Annotated in this window: 18 protein-coding genes; 5 read left to right on the top strand and 13 right to left on the bottom strand. The window is 65.2% G+C overall.

The window, feature by feature from the left end; all coding sequences use genetic code 11:
- Window positions 1–32: 32 nt before the first annotated feature.
- The 3 genes from LZ012_RS16275 to LZ012_RS16265 all read right to left on the bottom strand — a co-directional run bounded on the left by LZ012_RS16275 (window position 33) and on the right by LZ012_RS16265 (window position 1,685).
- Window positions 33–515, bottom strand: a complete 483-nt coding sequence (locus LZ012_RS16275; RefSeq protein ID WP_275711934.1) for a hypothetical protein — start codon at window positions 513–515, stop codon at window positions 33–35.
- A 142-nt stretch (window positions 516–657) separates the two neighbouring features.
- The gene (locus tag LZ012_RS16270; protein WP_275711933.1) at window positions 658–1,263 is read right to left on the bottom strand and encodes a methyltransferase domain-containing protein; all 606 of its coding nucleotides are present in this window, start codon (window positions 1,261–1,263) and stop codon (window positions 658–660) included.
- A complete protein-coding gene (locus LZ012_RS16265; RefSeq protein ID WP_275711932.1) occupies window positions 1,260–1,685 on the bottom strand; it encodes a thioredoxin domain-containing protein in 426 nt (141 codons plus the stop codon). Before LZ012_RS16265 ends, LZ012_RS16270 begins: the two co-directional genes overlap by 4 nt.
- A gap of 52 nt (window positions 1,686–1,737) precedes the next feature.
- On the opposite strand from LZ012_RS16265, the gene hemC reads away from it, so the two are divergent.
- The 5 genes from hemC to LZ012_RS16240 are packed head-to-tail and all read left to right on the top strand — an operon-like array spanning window position 1,738 to window position 5,935.
- Window positions 1,738–2,673 (top strand): hydroxymethylbilane synthase, encoded by a 936-nt coding sequence (gene hemC / locus LZ012_RS16260; RefSeq protein WP_275711931.1) that lies wholly within the window; start codon window positions 1,738–1,740, stop codon window positions 2,671–2,673.
- Window positions 2,670–3,446, top strand: coding sequence for a uroporphyrinogen-III synthase (locus tag LZ012_RS16255; protein WP_275711930.1), 777 nt, complete (start codon window positions 2,670–2,672; stop codon window positions 3,444–3,446). Before hemC ends, LZ012_RS16255 begins: the two co-directional genes overlap by 4 nt.
- A complete protein-coding gene (locus tag LZ012_RS16250) occupies window positions 3,443–4,489 on the top strand; it encodes a uroporphyrinogen-III C-methyltransferase (protein ID WP_275711929.1) in 1,047 nt (348 codons plus the stop codon). Before LZ012_RS16255 ends, LZ012_RS16250 begins: the two co-directional genes overlap by 4 nt.
- Window positions 4,486–5,670: a heme biosynthesis protein HemY gene (locus LZ012_RS16245; protein ID WP_275711928.1), complete on the top strand. Its 1,185-nt coding sequence runs from the start codon at window positions 4,486–4,488 to the stop codon at window positions 5,668–5,670. Before LZ012_RS16250 ends, LZ012_RS16245 begins: the two co-directional genes overlap by 4 nt.
- Before the next feature lie 25 nt (window positions 5,671–5,695).
- Window positions 5,696–5,935, top strand: a complete 240-nt coding sequence (locus LZ012_RS16240) for a hypothetical protein (RefSeq protein WP_275711927.1) — start codon at window positions 5,696–5,698, stop codon at window positions 5,933–5,935.
- A gap of 59 nt (window positions 5,936–5,994) precedes the next feature.
- Here LZ012_RS16240 and hemF read toward each other — a convergent pair whose 3' ends face one another.
- The 10 genes from hemF to murU form a co-directional block, all read right to left on the bottom strand.
- On the bottom strand, window positions 5,995–6,912 hold the full coding sequence (hemF, locus tag LZ012_RS16235; RefSeq protein WP_275711926.1) for an oxygen-dependent coproporphyrinogen oxidase: 918 nt from the start codon (window positions 6,910–6,912) through the stop codon (window positions 5,995–5,997).
- A 77-nt stretch (window positions 6,913–6,989) separates the two neighbouring features.
- The gene (gene purD, locus LZ012_RS16230; RefSeq protein ID WP_275711925.1) at window positions 6,990–8,267 is read right to left on the bottom strand and encodes a phosphoribosylamine--glycine ligase; all 1,278 of its coding nucleotides are present in this window, start codon (window positions 8,265–8,267) and stop codon (window positions 6,990–6,992) included.
- Window positions 8,268–8,294: 27 nt separating this feature from the next.
- Window positions 8,295–8,594 carry an excalibur calcium-binding domain-containing protein gene (locus LZ012_RS16225; RefSeq protein ID WP_275711923.1) on the bottom strand — a complete coding sequence of 100 codons (300 nt, stop codon included), beginning with the start codon at window positions 8,592–8,594 and terminating at the stop codon, window positions 8,295–8,297.
- Window positions 8,595–8,597: 3 nt separating this feature from the next.
- The gene (gene purH / locus LZ012_RS16220; RefSeq protein WP_275711921.1) at window positions 8,598–10,190 is read right to left on the bottom strand and encodes a bifunctional phosphoribosylaminoimidazolecarboxamide formyltransferase/IMP cyclohydrolase; all 1,593 of its coding nucleotides are present in this window, start codon (window positions 10,188–10,190) and stop codon (window positions 8,598–8,600) included.
- A 95-nt stretch (window positions 10,191–10,285) separates the two neighbouring features.
- A complete protein-coding gene (locus LZ012_RS16215) occupies window positions 10,286–10,519 on the bottom strand; it encodes a Fis family transcriptional regulator (RefSeq protein ID WP_275711920.1) in 234 nt (77 codons plus the stop codon).
- Entirely contained in the window at window positions 10,516–11,529 is a 1,014-nt protein-coding gene (gene dusB / locus LZ012_RS16210; RefSeq protein ID WP_275711918.1) for a tRNA dihydrouridine synthase DusB, read from the bottom strand. The genes LZ012_RS16215 and dusB overlap by 4 nt, the downstream gene beginning before the upstream one ends.
- Before the next feature lie 70 nt (window positions 11,530–11,599).
- On the bottom strand, window positions 11,600–12,472 hold the full coding sequence (locus LZ012_RS16205) for a 1,4-dihydroxy-2-naphthoate polyprenyltransferase (RefSeq protein ID WP_275711917.1): 873 nt from the start codon (window positions 12,470–12,472) through the stop codon (window positions 11,600–11,602).
- A gap of 66 nt (window positions 12,473–12,538) precedes the next feature.
- Complete coding sequence (locus LZ012_RS16200; protein WP_275711916.1) at window positions 12,539–13,684, bottom strand: FAD-dependent monooxygenase; 1,146 nt, start codon at window positions 13,682–13,684, stop codon at window positions 12,539–12,541.
- A complete protein-coding gene (locus LZ012_RS16195; protein ID WP_275711915.1) occupies window positions 13,677–14,975 on the bottom strand; it encodes an aminopeptidase P N-terminal domain-containing protein in 1,299 nt (432 codons plus the stop codon). Before LZ012_RS16195 ends, LZ012_RS16200 begins: the two co-directional genes overlap by 8 nt.
- Window positions 14,972–15,643 carry an N-acetylmuramate alpha-1-phosphate uridylyltransferase MurU gene (murU, locus tag LZ012_RS16190; protein ID WP_275711914.1) on the bottom strand — a complete coding sequence of 224 codons (672 nt, stop codon included), beginning with the start codon at window positions 15,641–15,643 and terminating at the stop codon, window positions 14,972–14,974. The genes LZ012_RS16195 and murU overlap by 4 nt, the downstream gene beginning before the upstream one ends.
- Window positions 15,644–15,661 lie beyond the last annotated feature (18 nt).

Genomic DNA, 15,661 nt, shown 5'->3' with positions numbered 1-15,661 from the left:
CGCCACCGGTTGGCGGCGCCCGCATTGGCTGGTCAGTCGCGGCCGCGACCGTGCCCATGGCCGTGCCCGTGGTCGCCCCGGTCGTCGCCCCGGCGTTCGTGGCGATCATCGCGGCGGTCATCACGACGGCCGTCACGATAACCGTCGCGGTAGCCATCGTGGCGATCGTAATCGCGATGGCCGTAGCGTTCCTGGTAACGAGGAACGTATTCCCGCTGATACCAGCTGTCGCGGACGAAATAGACGCGTTCGCCGCAGGCGCCGTATTCGTGGCAGTGCTTGCTCCAGTGCTTGGCGTGTCCGGGCGGCACGCGCAGATAAAGCGGCGGGCGGCCCATCGGTACCGGCTGGATCATCACCGGTTGCGGGTAGAGCAGGGCGGGGGCGGGGAAGCCGCCGATATCCAGGCGGCCATAAAATCCAGGCTGGCCGATGCTGATCGAAACCTGGGCGGAGGCCGGGGCGCTCAAGGTAGCAGCGGCGGCCAGTGTGGCAGCGATTAGAAGACGTTTCATACGGATATTCCTTCGTTGTGGTGACCAAGTAACGACTCAAGGGCGGATTCTGCCGACAAGCCGATTGCAACAAAATGTTATCCGGAGGCCTGCAAATAGGAACGTTTTGGCCGCCGAGAGTTCCTTTGTGCCATCCGGAGCGTCAGCGGCGTTGCCACACCTGCCAGCGTTCGCGCCCGGCGAAGACGGTAATGGAATCGCTCACGGCGCTGTCGGCGATAAGGGTGAAATTGGCCTCCAGCAGGTCGGCCAGCTGTTCGGGCAGGATGCCGAAGGGTGGGCCTTTCGGCTGGTCGCAGACGAAGAAATAGCCAGCGAGCAGGGCACCGGACGGCAGCAGTTCGGCGACCCGTCGTCCCCAGCCGGCCCACAGCGTGCGCGGCAGGGCGCACAGGAAGGCGCGCTCGTAGATCAGGTCGAGTTGCCGTGCCGGCTGGTAGGTGAAGAAGTCGGCGCAGACCAGATCGACGGCTGCATCGCTCAGCACTTCGCGGGCGCGGGCGACGGCGATCGGCGAGAAATCGAGGGCGGTGACCGGCCAGCGGCATTCGGCCAGGTGGGCTGCCTCCCAGGCGCTGCCGCAGCCGGGGATCAGCGTGGTCAGCGGCTGCCGTTGAGCGGCGACAAAGGCGGCAAAGGCCTCCGGTGCCTTGCCGGCATCCCACGGCGTGACGCCTTCGTCGAAGCGCTTGTTCCAGAAATCAGGGTGTTCCGGACGCTGCTCCGGCGGCTTGATGGTGTCGTTCATTGTGTCTTCAGCTGGCGAGCCGACTGCTCGATCGCGTCGTCGAGGTAGCTCTGGTAGAAATCGGGAATCCGCGTGCCGACGATGGGGGCGGCCAACTGGCGGCCGTCCGGCCCGTAGAAGGCGACCACCGGCACCAGCTTGATTTTCTGGCGGCTGGCGAAGCCGGCATGTGTTGTCGCCTGGCCCTTGAAGTCGGTTAGCGCGGTGTGGCGATCCTGACTGATTTCGCGAATGACCGGCGTTTGGCCATGCTGATGGTTGGAGGTCAGCGGCAGGAGATAGTCGCGCTTGACCGTTGCGCAGAACCGGCAATCGGCACGGCTGTAGAGGACGATCAGCGGGCCGCCGGCGCGGGCGGCCTGCCCGGCTTCGGCGCGCAGGTCGGCGGCGGCTAAAAGCTCGGATGCATCAATGGAAGCCATGGGGGCGCATGCTAGAATCAGTGTTCCTAATAGCCCTGTCCAACGCCGCATCATGTCCCGTCCTTCCAAGATCGTCATTGCCTCCCGCGAATCCCGTCTGGCCATGTGGCAGGCGGTGCACGTTAGAGATCGCTTATCGAGTTTAAATCCGGGGGCGGAAGTTGTCATTCTCGGCATGACCACCAAGGGCGACCAGATCCTCGACCGCCCGCTCGCCGAAATCGGCGGCAAGGGCCTGTTCATCAAGGAACTCGAAGTCGCCATGCAGGAAGGCCGGGCCCACCTCGCTGTGCATTCGATGAAGGACGTGCCCATGGTGATGCCGGAAGGCTTCGTGCTGGCCGCCATCTCGGCCCGCGAAAACCCGCGCGACGCCTTCGTCTCGAACAAGTACAACGGCCTGGACGATCTGCCGGCCGGCGCCGTGGTCGGCACCTCCAGCCTGCGCCGCGAAGCCATCCTGCGCGCCAAATATCCGCAGCTGGTCATCAAGAGCCTGCGCGGCAACCTCGATACCCGCCTGAAGAAGCTTGATGCCGGCGAATACGACGCCATCATCCTGGCCGCGGCCGGCCTGATTCGCCTCGGCCTGAAGGACCGCATCAAATCCGTGCTGACCCCGGAACAGTCGTTGCCGGCGCCGGGGCAGGGCGCGCTGGGCATCGAACTGGTCGATGGCGACAGCGCGATGGCTGCCGTCGTCGCTCCGCTCAACGACGCTGAGACGGCCCACTGCGTCAAGGCCGAACGCTCCTTCTCGCGCGCCCTGGGCGGCTCCTGCCAGGTGCCGCTGGGCGGCTACGCGGTGATCGACAATGGCCAACTGTGGCTGCGCGGTTTCGTCGCCACCGCCGACGGCAAGGAAATGGTCAGCGCCGAACTGCGCGGCAACCCGGCCGACGACGAAGCGCTCGGCCTGCAACTGGCGGCCGAACTGCGCGCCAAGGGCGCCGACGCCATCCTGGAAAAGCTCGCCCACTGCAAATGAGCGGCCCGCTGGCCGGACGCACCGTGGTCGTCACCCGGCCGCAGGCGCAGGCTGCGCCGCTGGCCGAGGCGATCGCTGCTGACGGGGGCGTGCCCCTGGTTTTTCCGCTGCTCGAAATAGCGCCGGCGGCCGATCCGCAGCCGCTGCTTGAAGCCGCAGCTCGGCTCGGCGAATACGCGCTGGCGGTATTCGTCAGCCCGAACGCGGTCGACCATGCCTTGCCGGTGCTCCTGGCGCCTGGCCCGTGGCCGGTAGCGCTGCAACCGGCGGCCGTCGGTCCGGGAACCGTCAAGGCCCTGGCGGAACGGGGCGTGGCCGGCTGCATCGCACCGACCGAACGTTTCGATTCAGAAGCCCTGCTCGCCCTGCCAGAACTGGCGGCGGAACGGATGACGGGCCGCCGGGTAGCCATCTTCCGCGGCGACGGCGGGCGCGAACTGCTTGCCGACACGCTGCGCGAACGCGGGGCGACGGTCGATTGCATCGCCTGTTACCGCCGTTCCGGACCCTCGGCCGGCGTCGCACCGCTGCTCGCCGCCTGGCGGGAGGGGCGTCTCGATGCGCTGACCGTGTCGAGTAGCGAAGGCTTGCGCCACTTAGTCGATCTGCTCGATGGCGAGGGGCGGACCTTCCTGCAGCAGACCCCGCTGTTCGTACCGCATGCCCGCATTGCCGAGATTGCCCGGACTTTGGGTTTGAGCAACATTATCCTTACCGATGCCGCCGATGCCGGCCTTCTCGCCGGCTTGCGTGCTTATAATTGGCCGAAATGATGTCCGATAACGATACTCCTCCCCCTCAGAAACCAAGTTCGGCCCCGCTTGCAGCTCGCCCTTCCGGCCGCCGGGGAGCATGGCTGGCGGTCGCAGTCGCCGCCCTGGCGCTGGCCGGCTGGCAATGGTTCGAAACCCGCCAGAAACTGAACGACCTGCAACATGAGGTCAGCCGCAAGCTGGGCGAATTCGACACCGGCAACAAGGAAGAGCGCGGTGCCCAGAAGCAGATGCGCGAGCAGATCGACGCGCTGCAGGCCAAGCTGGGCGCTGTCGACGGGCGGTTCACCGAATTCCAGGCGCAGACCGAGGCGCTCAAGGCGCTCAACCAGGATATCGCTCGCGGCCGCGAAGAGGCGACCCTGCTCGAGGTTGAGCAGGCGATCACGCTGGCCGGGCAGCAGCTGCAACTGGCCGGCAACGTGCCGGTCGCCATCCTCGCCCTGCAGACGGCCGATTCCCGGCTTGCCCGCCTGGATCGTCCGCAATACCTGCCTCTGCGCAAGGCACTGGCCAAAGATCTGGAAAAACTGAACGCCCTGCCTTTTGTCGATATGCCGGGCGTCAGCCTGCGTCTCGAACAACTCATTCTCGGCATCGACAAGCTGCCGCTGACCGCCTACGGCCGTCCGGTCGAAAAGTCGGAAGCCCAGAAGGCCGCCGCCGCGGCCCCCTGGTGGCAGCGCACCGGCGGCGAGGTATGGCAGGAACTGAAGGGCCTGGTTCGCATCCAGCGTTTCGACCGCGACGATTCGGCGCTGCTGGCTCCCGGGCAGGGCTATTTCCTGCGCGAGAACCTCAAGCTGCGCCTGCTCAATGCCCGTCTCGCCCTGTTTTCGCGCGATCAATGGACTTACCGCAATGAACTGAAAGTCGCCCAGGAATGGCTGGGTCGGCATTTCGACGCCAACGACAAGGCGGTGGTGGCGGCCCAATCGACCCTGCGCCAGATGACGGCAACCGAGATCAATGTCGAACTGCCCAATCTCAACGAGACCCAGGCTGCGCTGCGCAGCCTGCGCCAGGCCAAGGAAAAGCGGTGAGGGGGCTGTTCTGGATACTGGCCCTGTCCGGGCTGGCGGTGGCCGTTGCCCTGGGCGCCCGCCTCAATGACGGCTATCTGCTGCTGGTCGTGCCGCCGTGGCGGGTCGAGATTTCGCTGAATCTGTTCATCGTCGCCCTGTTTGCCCTCTTTTTAGCTTTCTATGCGGTGCTGCGCATGTCGTCCGCCACCTTCGGCCTCCCCCGGCGGGTTCGCGAGTATCGCGCCCGGCGTCAGCGCGATCTGGCCGGTCTGGTGTTTCAGGATGCCGTGCGTCTGCTGTTCGAGGGGCGCTTCGGCCAGGCCATGAAGAAGGCCGCCGAGGCCCATGGTGCCGGGACGGCGCCCGGCCTGTCGGCGCTGATCGCGGCCCGCGCCGCGCAGCGCATGCGCGAGCCGGAAAAGCAGCAATACTGGCTGGAGCACGCCAAGACCGACGACCCGCGGACCGAAGCGGCGACCCTGATGCTCGATGCCGAAATGGCCAACGAGGAACGGCGCTTTGCCGATGCGCTGGAGGCGCTGGGCCGTTTGCAAGGCAAGCAGGGGCGCCACATTGCCGCACTGCGTCTCGAATTGCGGGCGCGTCAGGGTGCCGGCGACTGGCCGGGCGTGCTCAAGCTGGTGCGCCAACTAGCCAAGCGCGACGCGCTGCCCGCCGAGGTGGTGCGCGAAGTCCTCAGCCAAGCCCATCTGGCCAATATCGCCGGGCGGCGTCACGACCGGGGGCAACTGGTTGGCTACCTGCGCAGTATTCCTGAAGATGAGCGCGGCGGTCGCGTCATGCTGGCGGCAGCGCGGGGCTTGATGGCCTTGCAGGCCGACAGCGAGGCGCAGAAGCTGATCGAAGCGACACTCGACCAGGCCGACGACGACACCTGGCAATCCGAACTGGTCGCCATTTACGGCCGCCTGTCGGGAAGCGAGCCGACCGCCCGCATCGCCAAGGCCGAAGGCTGGCTGCGCCGTCATCCGGACGATGCCGTGCTGCTCCTGGCCCTGGGCCGGATGTGCCAGCGCCAGCGCCTGTGGGGCAAAGCACAAAGCTATCTGGAAGCTTCGCTCTCGGTGCAGGCGGCGCAGGAGACGCACCTGGAGCTGGCGCACTTGCTCGACCAGCTCGACAAGGCTGAAGAAGCCAACAAACACTATCGGGCCAGTGCTCAGTTCAACGAAAACTAGGCGCGCCCAAATCAAAGGAGGGGAAATGCTGAATATCGACTTGCGGAAAATCTACAACTTTTATCCGGTCGAGCCGGCACCCGATCCGGCCGCGCTGCCGACGGGTGGCGACGTCTATTACGAATGCCTGGATTGCACGGTGATCGTCAACTCCGTGCCGCACATCAAGGCCGCTTGTGCTTGCGGCAATCTGGCCGGCGGTGGCGGCAAGATGGGCGTCAAGAACCCGGCGCGCGTCCGTGTGGTCAAGGGCAAGTTGAAGTAGTTGCTGGAATCCAGGATCGAGGATCGAGCGTTTCGCTCAAGCCCCAAGGCAACTCGATCCTAGACCGCCCAATCCTGCGGCTGCAGGAAGACCTCGTACAGTTCAGCTTCCGGCGTGCCGGCTTCCGGCTTCCAGTCGTAGCGCCATTTGACGACGGGCGGTAGCGACATCAGTATCGATTCGGTGCGCCCGCCCGATTGCAGGCCGAACAGCGTGCCGCGATCCCAGACCAGATTGAATTCGACGTAGCGGCCCCGGCGATAGGCCTGGAAGTCGCGCTCGCGCTCGCCGTAGGGGGTGTCGAGACGCTTGGCGAGGATCGGCAGGTAGGCAGTGGTGAAGGCGTTGCCGACCGCCTGGGTGAGCGCGAAGCAGCGTTCAAACGGACTTTCCCCGCCGGCACCGCCTTCATTGAGGTCGTCGAAGAAAATGCCGCCGACGCCGCGTTGCTCGTTGCGGTGTTTCAGGAAGAAGTACTCGTCGCACCACTTCTTGTACTTCGGATAGACCTCGTCGCCGAAGGGCTCCAGGGCGTCCTTGCAGGTGCGGTGGAAATGCACGACATCGTCTCGCTGGCCGTAATAGGGCGTCATGTCCATGCCGCCGCCGAACCACCAGACATCGGCTTCGCCTTCCTTGCTGGCGACGAAGCAGCGCACATTCATGTGTGCAGTCGGGCAGTACGGATTGCGCGGGTGGAGGACCAGCGAGACGCCCATCGCTTCCCACGAGCGGCCGGCCAGTTGCGGACGCACGGCGGTGGCCGAGGCGGGCAGCGATTTGCCGGTGACGTGCGAGAAATTGACGCCGCCGCGCTCGAAGAAAACGCCTTCCTCAATCAGCCGCGAAATGCCGCCGCCACCTTCCGGACGCACCCAGGAATCGGTGCGGAAAGGCTGGCCGTCGAAAGCCTCCAGTTCGCTGACGATGCGGCTTTGCAGGCCGGTGAAGAAATCTTTGAGGCGGGTGGTGTCCATCTATGCTCCGGGGAAATGAAACGGGCGGCTCATCACTAGAATGAGCCGCCCGTCGGATTGTTTATTGTTTAAATAGTTCAGCGGCTGACTGCGCGGTGGCCGATATCCTTGCGGAACTGCATGCCGTCCCAGCCGATCTGGGCGACCGCCTCGTAGGCGCTCTTTTGGGCCAGCTTGACGTTTTCGCCCAACGCCGTCACGCACAGTACCCGGCCGCCGTTGGTGACGACTTGGCCGTCCTGGTCGGCCGTGCCGGCATGGAAGACGTGGCAGTCTTCACCGAAGCTGTTGCCCTTGGGCAGACCGATGATGGCGTCGCCCTTCTTCGGGGTCTCCGGATAATTGGCGGCGGCGAGCACGACGCCCAGAGCGATGCGGCGATCCCACTCGGCTTCGACCTGGTCCAGCGTGCCGTCGATGCCGTGTTCGAGCAGCTTCACGAAGTCGGACTTCAAGCGCATCAGGATAGGCTGGGTTTCCGGGTCGCCCATGCGGCAGTTGAATTCCAGCGTCTTCACTGAGCCATCCTTGCCGATCATCAGGCCGGCGTACAGGAAGCCGGTGAAGGGGATGCCATCGGCCGCCATGCCGCGCACCGTCGGCAGGATGATTTCGCGCATTGCCTTGGCGTGCACTTCCGGGGTGACGCAGGGGGCCGGGGAGTAAGCGCCCATGCCGCCGGTATTCGGGCCCTGGTCGCCGTCGAAGATGCGCTTGTGGTCCTGGCTGGAGGCCAGAGCAAGCACGTTCTTGCCATCGACCATGACGATGAAGCTGGCTTCCTCGCCATCGAGGAAGTCCTCGATGACGACGCGGGCGCCGGCATCGCCCAGCTTGTTGCCTGACAGCATGTCGTCGATGGCAGCATGCGCCTCGGCGAGACTCATCGCCACGACGACGCCCTTGCCGGCGGCCAGGCCGTCAGCCTTGATGACGATGGGAGCACCCTGGCGGTCGATATAGGCGTGGGCCGCCGCGGCATCGGAGAAGGTCTCGAAAGCGGCGGTCGGAATGTTGTGACGAGCCATGAAACGCTTGGCGAAATCCTTCGAGGACTCGAGCTGGGCGGCTTCCTTGGTCGGGCCGAAAATCTTCAGGCCGCGGGCGCGGAAGGCATTGACCACGCCGGCGGCGAGCGGTGCTTCCGGGCCGACCACGGTGAGGTGTACCTTGTTCTGTTCGGCGAAGTCGGCCAAGGCTTCCGGATCGGTGATGTTGATGTTCTGCAGCTCGTGCTCGCGTGCCGTGCCGGCATTGCCGGGCGCGACATAGACGGTCTGCATGCCGGGCGTCTGTGCGAGGCGCCAGGCCATGGCGTGCTCGCGGCCGCCGGAACCGATTACCAGTAGTTTCATGGCTTTAATCCTTAACCCTCTGTTTACTTACTTGCACCACTGTCTTTCACAGGGAATGCCATCGTTGTTGCCGTCCATCTTGGTTCCCGGGCAATTTTTCAGGAACCAGGTGGCTTCTCCGCAGGATGTCATCTGCGAACAATAAATTCGTCCATCGCAGGTGTACGTTTTGCTAGCGGGGCGGTCTGGTCTTGTGGTCGGACGCTCGCTCGGCAAATCGGTGGAAAACACCTGCTCGGAAACTGCTAGTCTGATCGTTTGCTGATACTTGCCGTAGCCATACCAGCCAAGGCTGGCAAGGATCAGCAGGACAACCAGATTTTTCATCGATCAATGGCGGAAGTGACGTGCCCCCGTGAAGACCATCGCGATGCCGTGTTCGTCGGCCGCAGCGATGACTTCCTCATCGCGCATCGAGCCGCCCGGCTGGATGACGGCGACGGCACCGGCTTCGGCCAGCACGTCGAGACCGTCGCGGAACGGGAAGAAGGCGTCAGAGGCGACGACCGAGCCCTTCAGCGGCAGGCCGGCGTTTTGCGCCTTGATGCTGGCGATCTTGGTCGAATCGACGCGGCTCATCTGGCCGGCGCCGACGCCCAGCGTCATGCCGCCGCCGCAGAAGACGATGGCGTTGGACTTGACGAACTTGGCAACGCGCTCGGCGAAGAGCAGGTCTTCGATCTGCTGGGCGGTCGGCTGCACCTTGGTGACGACCTTCAGGCCGGACGCCTGGGCGGTGAAGTCATCCGCGGTCTGGACCAGCAGACCGCCGCCGACGCGCTTGAGTTCCAGCTTGTTCAGGTCACGGCCAAGCGGCACGACCAGCACGCGCAGGTTGGCCTTGGAGGCCAGCGCGGCCTTGGCTTCGGCGGTGAAGGACGGGGCGATCAGCACTTCGACGAAGTGCTTGCGCTCGTTCATGGCGTTGACCACGTCGATGCCGACTGCGCCATTGAAGGCGATGATACCGCCGAAGGCCGAGGTCGAATCGGTCTGGAAGGCCTTTTCGTAGGCACCGAGCAGGGTGCCGTCGATGGCCACGCCGCACGGGTTGGCGTGCTTGATGATGACGCAGGCCGGGGCGTCGAAGGCCTTGACGCATTCCCAGGCGGCATCCGAGTCGGCGATGTTGTTGTAGGACAGTTCCTTGCCCTGCAGCTGGGTGTAGGCAGCGATACTGCCGGCCAGCGGCGTGGTGTCGCGGTAGAAGGCGGCCTGCTGGTGCGAGTTCTCGCCGTAGCGCAGGATTTCGGTACGGTCGAAGGCCAACTGCAGCTTGGCCGGGAAGATCGCCGGGGTCGGCGCAGCTTCGGCCGGCTTGGCTTCGGCGCCTTCGTCGAGGCCGGTCAGCCAGTTGGCGATCATGCTGTCGTAGCGGGCGGTGTGCGTGAAGGCCTTCTTTGCCAGGCCGAAACGGGTCGCCAGTTGCAGGGCGCCGCCGTTAGCCTTCATTTCGGCGAGCAGCGGGGCATAGTCTTCCGGATCGGTGACGATGGCGACGCCGGCGTAGTTCTTGGCCGAGGAGCGGACCATGGCCGGACCGCCGATGTCGATGTTCTCGATCGCGTCTTCCAGCGTGACGCCAGCCTTGGCGATGGTGGCGGCGAACGGATAGAGGTTCACGCAGACCAGATCGATGGTCGGGATGCCGTGGGCGTCAATGGTCGCCATGTGCTCGGCCAGGTCGCGGCGGGCCAGGATGCCGCCGTGCACCTTCGGATGCAGGGTCTTGACGCGACCATCGAGCATTTCCGGGAAGCCGGTGTAGTCGCCGATTTCGGTGACAGCGAGGCCAGCATCGCGCAGCATCTTGGCGGTGCCGCCGGTGGACAGGAGCTTCACCCCCTGGGCAGCGAGGCCCTGGGCGAATTCGAGAATGCCCGTCTTGTCGGAGACGGAAATCAGCGCTTGCTTGATGGTCATGGTAGTCAGGAGTTATGAGTAATCGGTTGTTAGCGAGTGGTTGCCCGTGAGATGTCGTTAGCCAATAGCTGTCGCTGTCAGCCAATGCTTGGCAACTACAGCAACTGGTGTTCGGTAAGTTTCTTGCGCAAGGTGTTACGGTTGATGCCGAGCATTTCGGCGGCCAGCGTCTGGTTGTCGCCAGCTTTTGCCAGCACCACTTCGAGCATCGGCTTTTCGACGCTGCGCAAAACCATGTCATAGATCGCGGCCGGCTTTTCCCCGTCCAGGTCGCGGAAATACTGCTCCAGTGCGTTGATGACGCACTTCCCCAAGTCATGTTGGCTCATGCTGCCAACGCCTCCTCTGTGTATTTTAAATGTGCATGCTCTGCCGCCAGATGGCAGAAAAAGTCGTTCACCGCCTGCATCTGTTGGTCGATGCTGGGCAGGACGTTCATTTCCTTGCGGAAGGCCGCCGAGCCGACCAGCCCCTTGGTGTACCAGGAGATGTGCTTGCGGGCGACCTTGAACCCCGTTTCCGGGCCGTAGAAAGCGTAGAGGTCTTCGAGATGCGCCAGCAGGATGGCGTGGATCTCCTTGACCTCGGCCGGCGGCAGGTGCTCGCCGGTGTTCAGATAGTGTTCGATTTCGCGGAACAGCCAGGGGCGGCCCTGGGCGGCGCGGCCGATCATGATGCCGTCGGCGCCGGTCACGTCGAGGACGTGCTTAGCTTTTTCCGGCGTCGTGATGTCGCCGTTGGCGATGACCGGGATCCTGATCAGCGATTTGACCGCGGCGATGGTCTCGTACTCGGCCTCGCCGGTGTATTGCTGGCAGCGGGTCCGGCCATGGATGGCAACGGCGCGCACGCCGGCGCTCTCGGCGATGCGGGCGATGGTCGGCGCGTTCTTGTTGGCGATGTTCCAGCCGGTGCGGAATTTCAGCGTCACCGGGGTGTCGGGAATGGCGCCGACGACGGCGTCGAGAATCTGGCCGACCAGCTTTTCGTCCTGCATCAGCGCCGAGCCGGCCATCACGTTGCAGACCTTTTTGGCCGGACAGCCCATGTTGATGTCGATGATCTGGGCGCCGTTGTCGACGTTGTGCTTGGCGGCCTCGGCCATCATTTTCGGGTCGGCGCCGGCGATCTGCACCGAGATCGGCGCCACTTCGCCGGTATGGTTGGCACGGCGCAGGGTTTTGGCGCTGCCGTAGAGCAGCGAGTTGGAGGTGACCATTTCGGACACGGCCAGGCCGGCGCCCAATTTCTTGCACAACTGACGGAAGGGACGATCGGTGACCCCGGCCATCGGCGCGACGAAGAGATTGTTCCGTAAGGTAAAACCGACAAATTCCATGGGCGAACGCGGGCTGCGGGGTAGATCAGGGGAAGCGGGCATTTTACCCGAGTCGGCGCCTAAAAAATAGTCAAATCGTGAAGCTTAGGGTTAACAGCAAGGCGAAGACGAGTTGCAGGCCGGCGGTGGCGGCGAGGATGGAATTGAACACTGGACCGGGTGGCTCGCGGTGAAAACGTCGGATCAGGCGCAGGGCGAGCGGCAAGGAGAGCAGGGGCAGGGCGGCCGGCCAGCCGAGCGGCGCCAGCAGCGGCAGCAGGGCGTAGGGGGCGAGCATTTCGGCGGCGTAGATGCGGCGGGTGGCGGGACGGCCGAGGCGGACGGCCAGCGTGTTCTTGCCGTTTTTCGCGTCGCCGTCGAGGTCGCGGTAATTGTTGACGGTGATCACAGCCGCCGCATGGATGCCGACCAGGCTTGCCGCCAGCAACACGATGGGCGACAGGGCGAGCGTCTGCAGGTAGTAGCTGCCACCGACGGCGACCAAGCCGAAGAAGACGAAAACGAAAACCTCGCCGAGCGGGCCGTAGGCGATCGGCTTCGGGCCGCCGGTGTAGGCCCAGCCGGCCGCCAGCGAGGCGAGGCCGATGGCGACGATGGGCCAGCCGCCATGGGCGACGAGGTAGATGCCGCACAGGAAGGCCAGTGCAAAACACAGCCAGGCGCCGGCCTGGACCTTGCTCGGCGTCAGCCAGCCTTCGGCCGTGGCGCGCTTGGGGCCGAGGCGTTCCGGGGTGTCGGTGCCGCGCAGGAAGTCGCCGACATCGTTGAACAGGTTGGTGCCGATCTGGATGAAAGCGGCGCCCAGAGCGGCGGCGATCAGCGGCAGCCAGAGCAGATGGCCGACGTCATGCCAGGCGACGGCGGTGCCGACGATCACCGGTGACAGCGAAACGGTCAGCGTCTTCGGTCGGCAGGCAAGGAACCAGGCGGTGGTTTTGTTCATGTGGGTGGGACGGGCAGCGAATGGTGCGACTTTAGCGTGGCGTCGCACCTTCGCCCTTGGCGCAGATCAAGGCCAGGCGCGGGCGCCCCAGATCATGCGCTTGGCGACGAAGTGGCGGGCCGGCGGGCAGACGTCGAGGGCGAGCAAGCCGAGGCCGCGCACCAGCTTGAGTGGGGCGAAGTCGTTGGAGAAGGTGCAGACGATCTGGTCGGTGAACCAGGCGCTGCCCCGGCGGTCGAGGCGGCGGCTGGAGGCGTAACGGCTCAGGCTGTCGCGGCCGAGGCCTTGTGCGAGCAGGATTTCGGCCAGTTGCCAGGCGTCGCGGATGCCGAGATTGAAGCCCTGGCCGGAAACCGGATGCAGGGTCTGCGCGCTGTTGCCTATCCATACTTCGCCGCCCTTTACCAGCGTATCGCGCAGGCGCAGGGCGAGCGGGAAGCGGCTGCGCGGGCCGGGATTGGCGAAGCTCAGGCGCTGGCCGAACTGTTTTTGCAGGGCGGCGGTGAAGGCGGCGTCGTCCAGTGCCATGACGGCATCGGCCTTGGCTGGCGGCAGCGTAAAGACAATGGAGTATTCGTCGCCGAGCGGCAGCAGAGCGAGCGGACCGTCCGGCGTGAAACGCTCCCAGGCGCGCTTGTCGTGCCCCGGTGTTGGCGTGACTTCGCAGATCACCGCATGCTGGGCGTAGTCGCTGACCGCAACGGCCGGGTCGTCGCCTGGCGTGCCTTCGGCGTGCACCAGCAGCTTGGTGCGGAAGGTCCGCAACTGGCCTGCGTGGCGCAGGGCGACGGTGACGTGATCGTCGGCCGGGGTGATGTCGAGGATTTCGGCTTCGGTCAGGACGGCGTCGGCCGCCAGGTTGGCGGCCAGCGCGGCAGCCAGGTCGCGGTACCGGACGACGTAGCCGAGGGCGGGCAGGGCGTAATCGGTGCGGTCGATCAGGGTGCGGCCGAAGCCGTCCTGCTGCGAGATGTGGATGGTTTCGATCGGCGTCGCGGCACGCGTCGGCCAGCTGGCGATCTGTTCGAGCAGTTGGCGGGCGCCATGCGACAGGGCGAGGGCGCGCGGGTCGCCTTGCTGGGCTGCCAGGGGGCGCCGGTCTACCAGCAGGGATTTCTGGCCGCCGGCAGACAGTGCCAGGTGCAGGGTCATGCCGACCGGGCCGGCACCGACGATCAGGATGTCGACCTGTTCGACGACCGGCTCAGTCATGGCGCATGACTTCCTCGATCTCGGCCACCGTCTTCGGCGCCGTGGTGTAGACGTCGCAGCCGTCGGTCGTGACGCGCACGTCGTCCTCGATGCGGATGCCGATGCCGGCCAGTGCCGGCGGGATGTCGTCGGCCGGGCGGATGTAGAGGCCGGGTTCGACGGTCAGCGTCATGCCCGGTTCCAGCCGGGTCCATTCGGCGCCGACCTTGTATTCGCCGGCATCGTGCACGTCGAGGCCGAGCCAGTGGCCGGTGCGGTGCATGTAGAAGCGGCGGAAATCGCCTTTCTCTATCAGATTATCGACATCGCCGTGGAGTAGCTTGAGGTCGACCAGGCCCTGGGTCAGCACGCGCACGGCGGCATCGTGGCCTTCCATGAAGTGGCGGCCGGGGGCGACGGCGGTGATGGCGGCGGCCTGGGCGGCGAGGACGATTTCGTAAACGTCCTTCTGTGCCGCATTGAAGCGGCCATTGACCGGGAAGGTCCGGGTGATGTCGGCGGCGTAGCCTTCGACTTCGCAGCCGGCGTCGACCAGGACCAGGGTATTGTCGTTGAGCACCTTGTCGTTGGACACGTAGTGCAGCACGCAGGCGTTGGCGCCGCCGGCGACGATGGGCGTATAGGCGTGGGCATCGGCGCCGCGTTTGCGGAATTCGTAGCTCAGTTCGGCTTCCAGCTCGTACTCGGCGACGCCAGGGCGGCAGGCGCGCATGGCGCGGGCGTGGCCGGCGCTGGCGATGTCGGCCGAACGCTGCTGGATGTTGGCTTCGGCGGCGTCCTTGACCAGGCGCATGGCGTCGAGTTCGGCGCGCAGGTCGTGGATGGCGCGCGGCGCCCGCTTGCCGGCCCGGGTCTGGGCGCGCACTTCGTTCAGCGCCTTGGCGATACGGGCGTCCCAGACGGCGTCGTGGCCGATGGCGTGCCACAGCGTGTCGCGGTCGACGAGGAATTCGGCCAGTTTCTTGTCGAGTTGCTCGATCGGGTAGGCGGCGTCGAAACCGAAGGCAGCCTTGGCGGCTTTCGGGCCGTAGCGGTAGCCGTCCCAGATTTCCCGCTCTTCATGTTTTTCACGGCAGAAGAGAATGGATTTGGGTTTCTTGCCGCCGATCAACACGGCGACGGCTTCCGGTTCCGGGAAGCCGGTCAGGTACCAGAAGTAGCTGTCGAAGCGATAAAGGTGGTGCGCGTCGCGGTTGCGGATGACTTCCGGCGCGGTCGGCACGATGGCGATCCCCCCGCCAATGACGTTCAGCAGGCGCTTGCGGCGAGCGAGAAAGTGGGCGTGGGTCATGCGTTCCTCAATTCGGCATCCAGTTCCGCAAGGCGTTGCGGCGTTCCTACATCGACCCAGCGGCCGGTAAAGCGTTCCCCGGTCAGCGTGCCGGCGGCGATGGCGGCATCGAGCAGCGGGCGCAGCTTCATGACCGTACCGGGCTTTACCCCGGCGAAGAACTCCGGCGAGAAGATGCTGATGCCGGCGTAGGTCAGTGTTTGCTCACCGTGGGCGTAAATGACGCGCTCGCCGTCCAGACTGAAATCGCCGCCAGCGTGGTGGGCAGGGTTGGCGACCATGACCAGATGGGCGTTTTTGCCAGCCAACTGATGGGCGTGGCGAAAATCCCAGTCGCAATAGACGTCGCCATTGACCACCAGGAAGGGCTGGTCGCCAAGGAGCGGCAGGGCGGTGGCGACGCCGCCGGCGGTTTCCAGGGCGCCCGGCGGTTCGGGCGAATAGGCGATGCTGAGCCCCCACTGCGAGCCATCGCCCAGCGCTGTTTCGATCTGCCCGCCGAGATGGGCGTGGTTGATGACGATTTTCGAGAAGCCCGCCGCAGCTAGCCGTTCCAGATGCCAGACGATCAGGGGCTTGCCGCCGGCCGCCAGCAGCGGTTTGGGCGTGTGGTCGGTCAGCGGCCGCATGCGTTCGCCGCGGCCGGCGGCGAGGATCATGGCTTTCATAGGATCGAGTTTTTAGGA

This window comes from Dechloromonas hankyongensis (assembly GCF_022012295.1).
Classification (GTDB): Bacteria; Pseudomonadota; Gammaproteobacteria; order Burkholderiales; family Rhodocyclaceae; genus Azonexus; species Azonexus hankyongensis.
This window is presented reverse-complemented; position numbering and strand designations above follow the sequence as displayed.

Coding starts and splice junctions, on each gene's coding strand:
- hemF (WP_275711926.1), bottom strand. CDS start 6,912: ATGGACACCACCCGCCTCAAAGATTTCTTCACCGGCCTGCAAAGCCGC.
- purH (WP_275711921.1), bottom strand. CDS start 10,190: ATGACCATCAAGCAAGCGCTGATTTCCGTCTCCGACAAGACGGGCATT.
- LZ012_RS16225 (WP_275711923.1), bottom strand. CDS start 8,594: ATGAAAAATCTGGTTGTCCTGCTGATCCTTGCCAGCCTTGGCTGGTAT.
- LZ012_RS16200 (WP_275711916.1), bottom strand. CDS start 13,684: ATGACTGAGCCGGTCGTCGAACAGGTCGACATCCTGATCGTCGGTGCC.
- LZ012_RS16195 (WP_275711915.1), bottom strand. CDS start 14,975: ATGACCCACGCCCACTTTCTCGCTCGCCGCAAGCGCCTGCTGAACGTC.
- purD (WP_275711925.1), bottom strand. CDS start 8,267: ATGAAACTACTGGTAATCGGTTCCGGCGGCCGCGAGCACGCCATGGCC.
- LZ012_RS16250 (WP_275711929.1), top strand. CDS start 3,443: ATGATGTCCGATAACGATACTCCTCCCCCTCAGAAACCAAGTTCGGCC.
- LZ012_RS16215 (WP_275711920.1), bottom strand. CDS start 10,519: ATGAGCCAACATGACTTGGGGAAGTGCGTCATCAACGCACTGGAGCAG.
- LZ012_RS16205 (WP_275711917.1), bottom strand. CDS start 12,472: ATGAACAAAACCACCGCCTGGTTCCTTGCCTGCCGACCGAAGACGCTG.
- LZ012_RS16265 (WP_275711932.1), bottom strand. CDS start 1,685: ATGGCTTCCATTGATGCATCCGAGCTTTTAGCCGCCGCCGACCTGCGC.
- LZ012_RS16240 (WP_275711927.1), top strand. CDS start 5,696: ATGCTGAATATCGACTTGCGGAAAATCTACAACTTTTATCCGGTCGAG.
- hemC (WP_275711931.1), top strand. CDS start 1,738: ATGTCCCGTCCTTCCAAGATCGTCATTGCCTCCCGCGAATCCCGTCTG.
- LZ012_RS16255 (WP_275711930.1), top strand. CDS start 2,670: ATGAGCGGCCCGCTGGCCGGACGCACCGTGGTCGTCACCCGGCCGCAG.
- LZ012_RS16275 (WP_275711934.1), bottom strand. CDS start 515: ATGAAACGTCTTCTAATCGCTGCCACACTGGCCGCCGCTGCTACCTTG.
- murU (WP_275711914.1), bottom strand. CDS start 15,643: ATGAAAGCCATGATCCTCGCCGCCGGCCGCGGCGAACGCATGCGGCCG.
- dusB (WP_275711918.1), bottom strand. CDS start 11,529: ATGGAATTTGTCGGTTTTACCTTACGGAACAATCTCTTCGTCGCGCCG.
- LZ012_RS16270 (WP_275711933.1), bottom strand. CDS start 1,263: ATGAACGACACCATCAAGCCGCCGGAGCAGCGTCCGGAACACCCTGAT.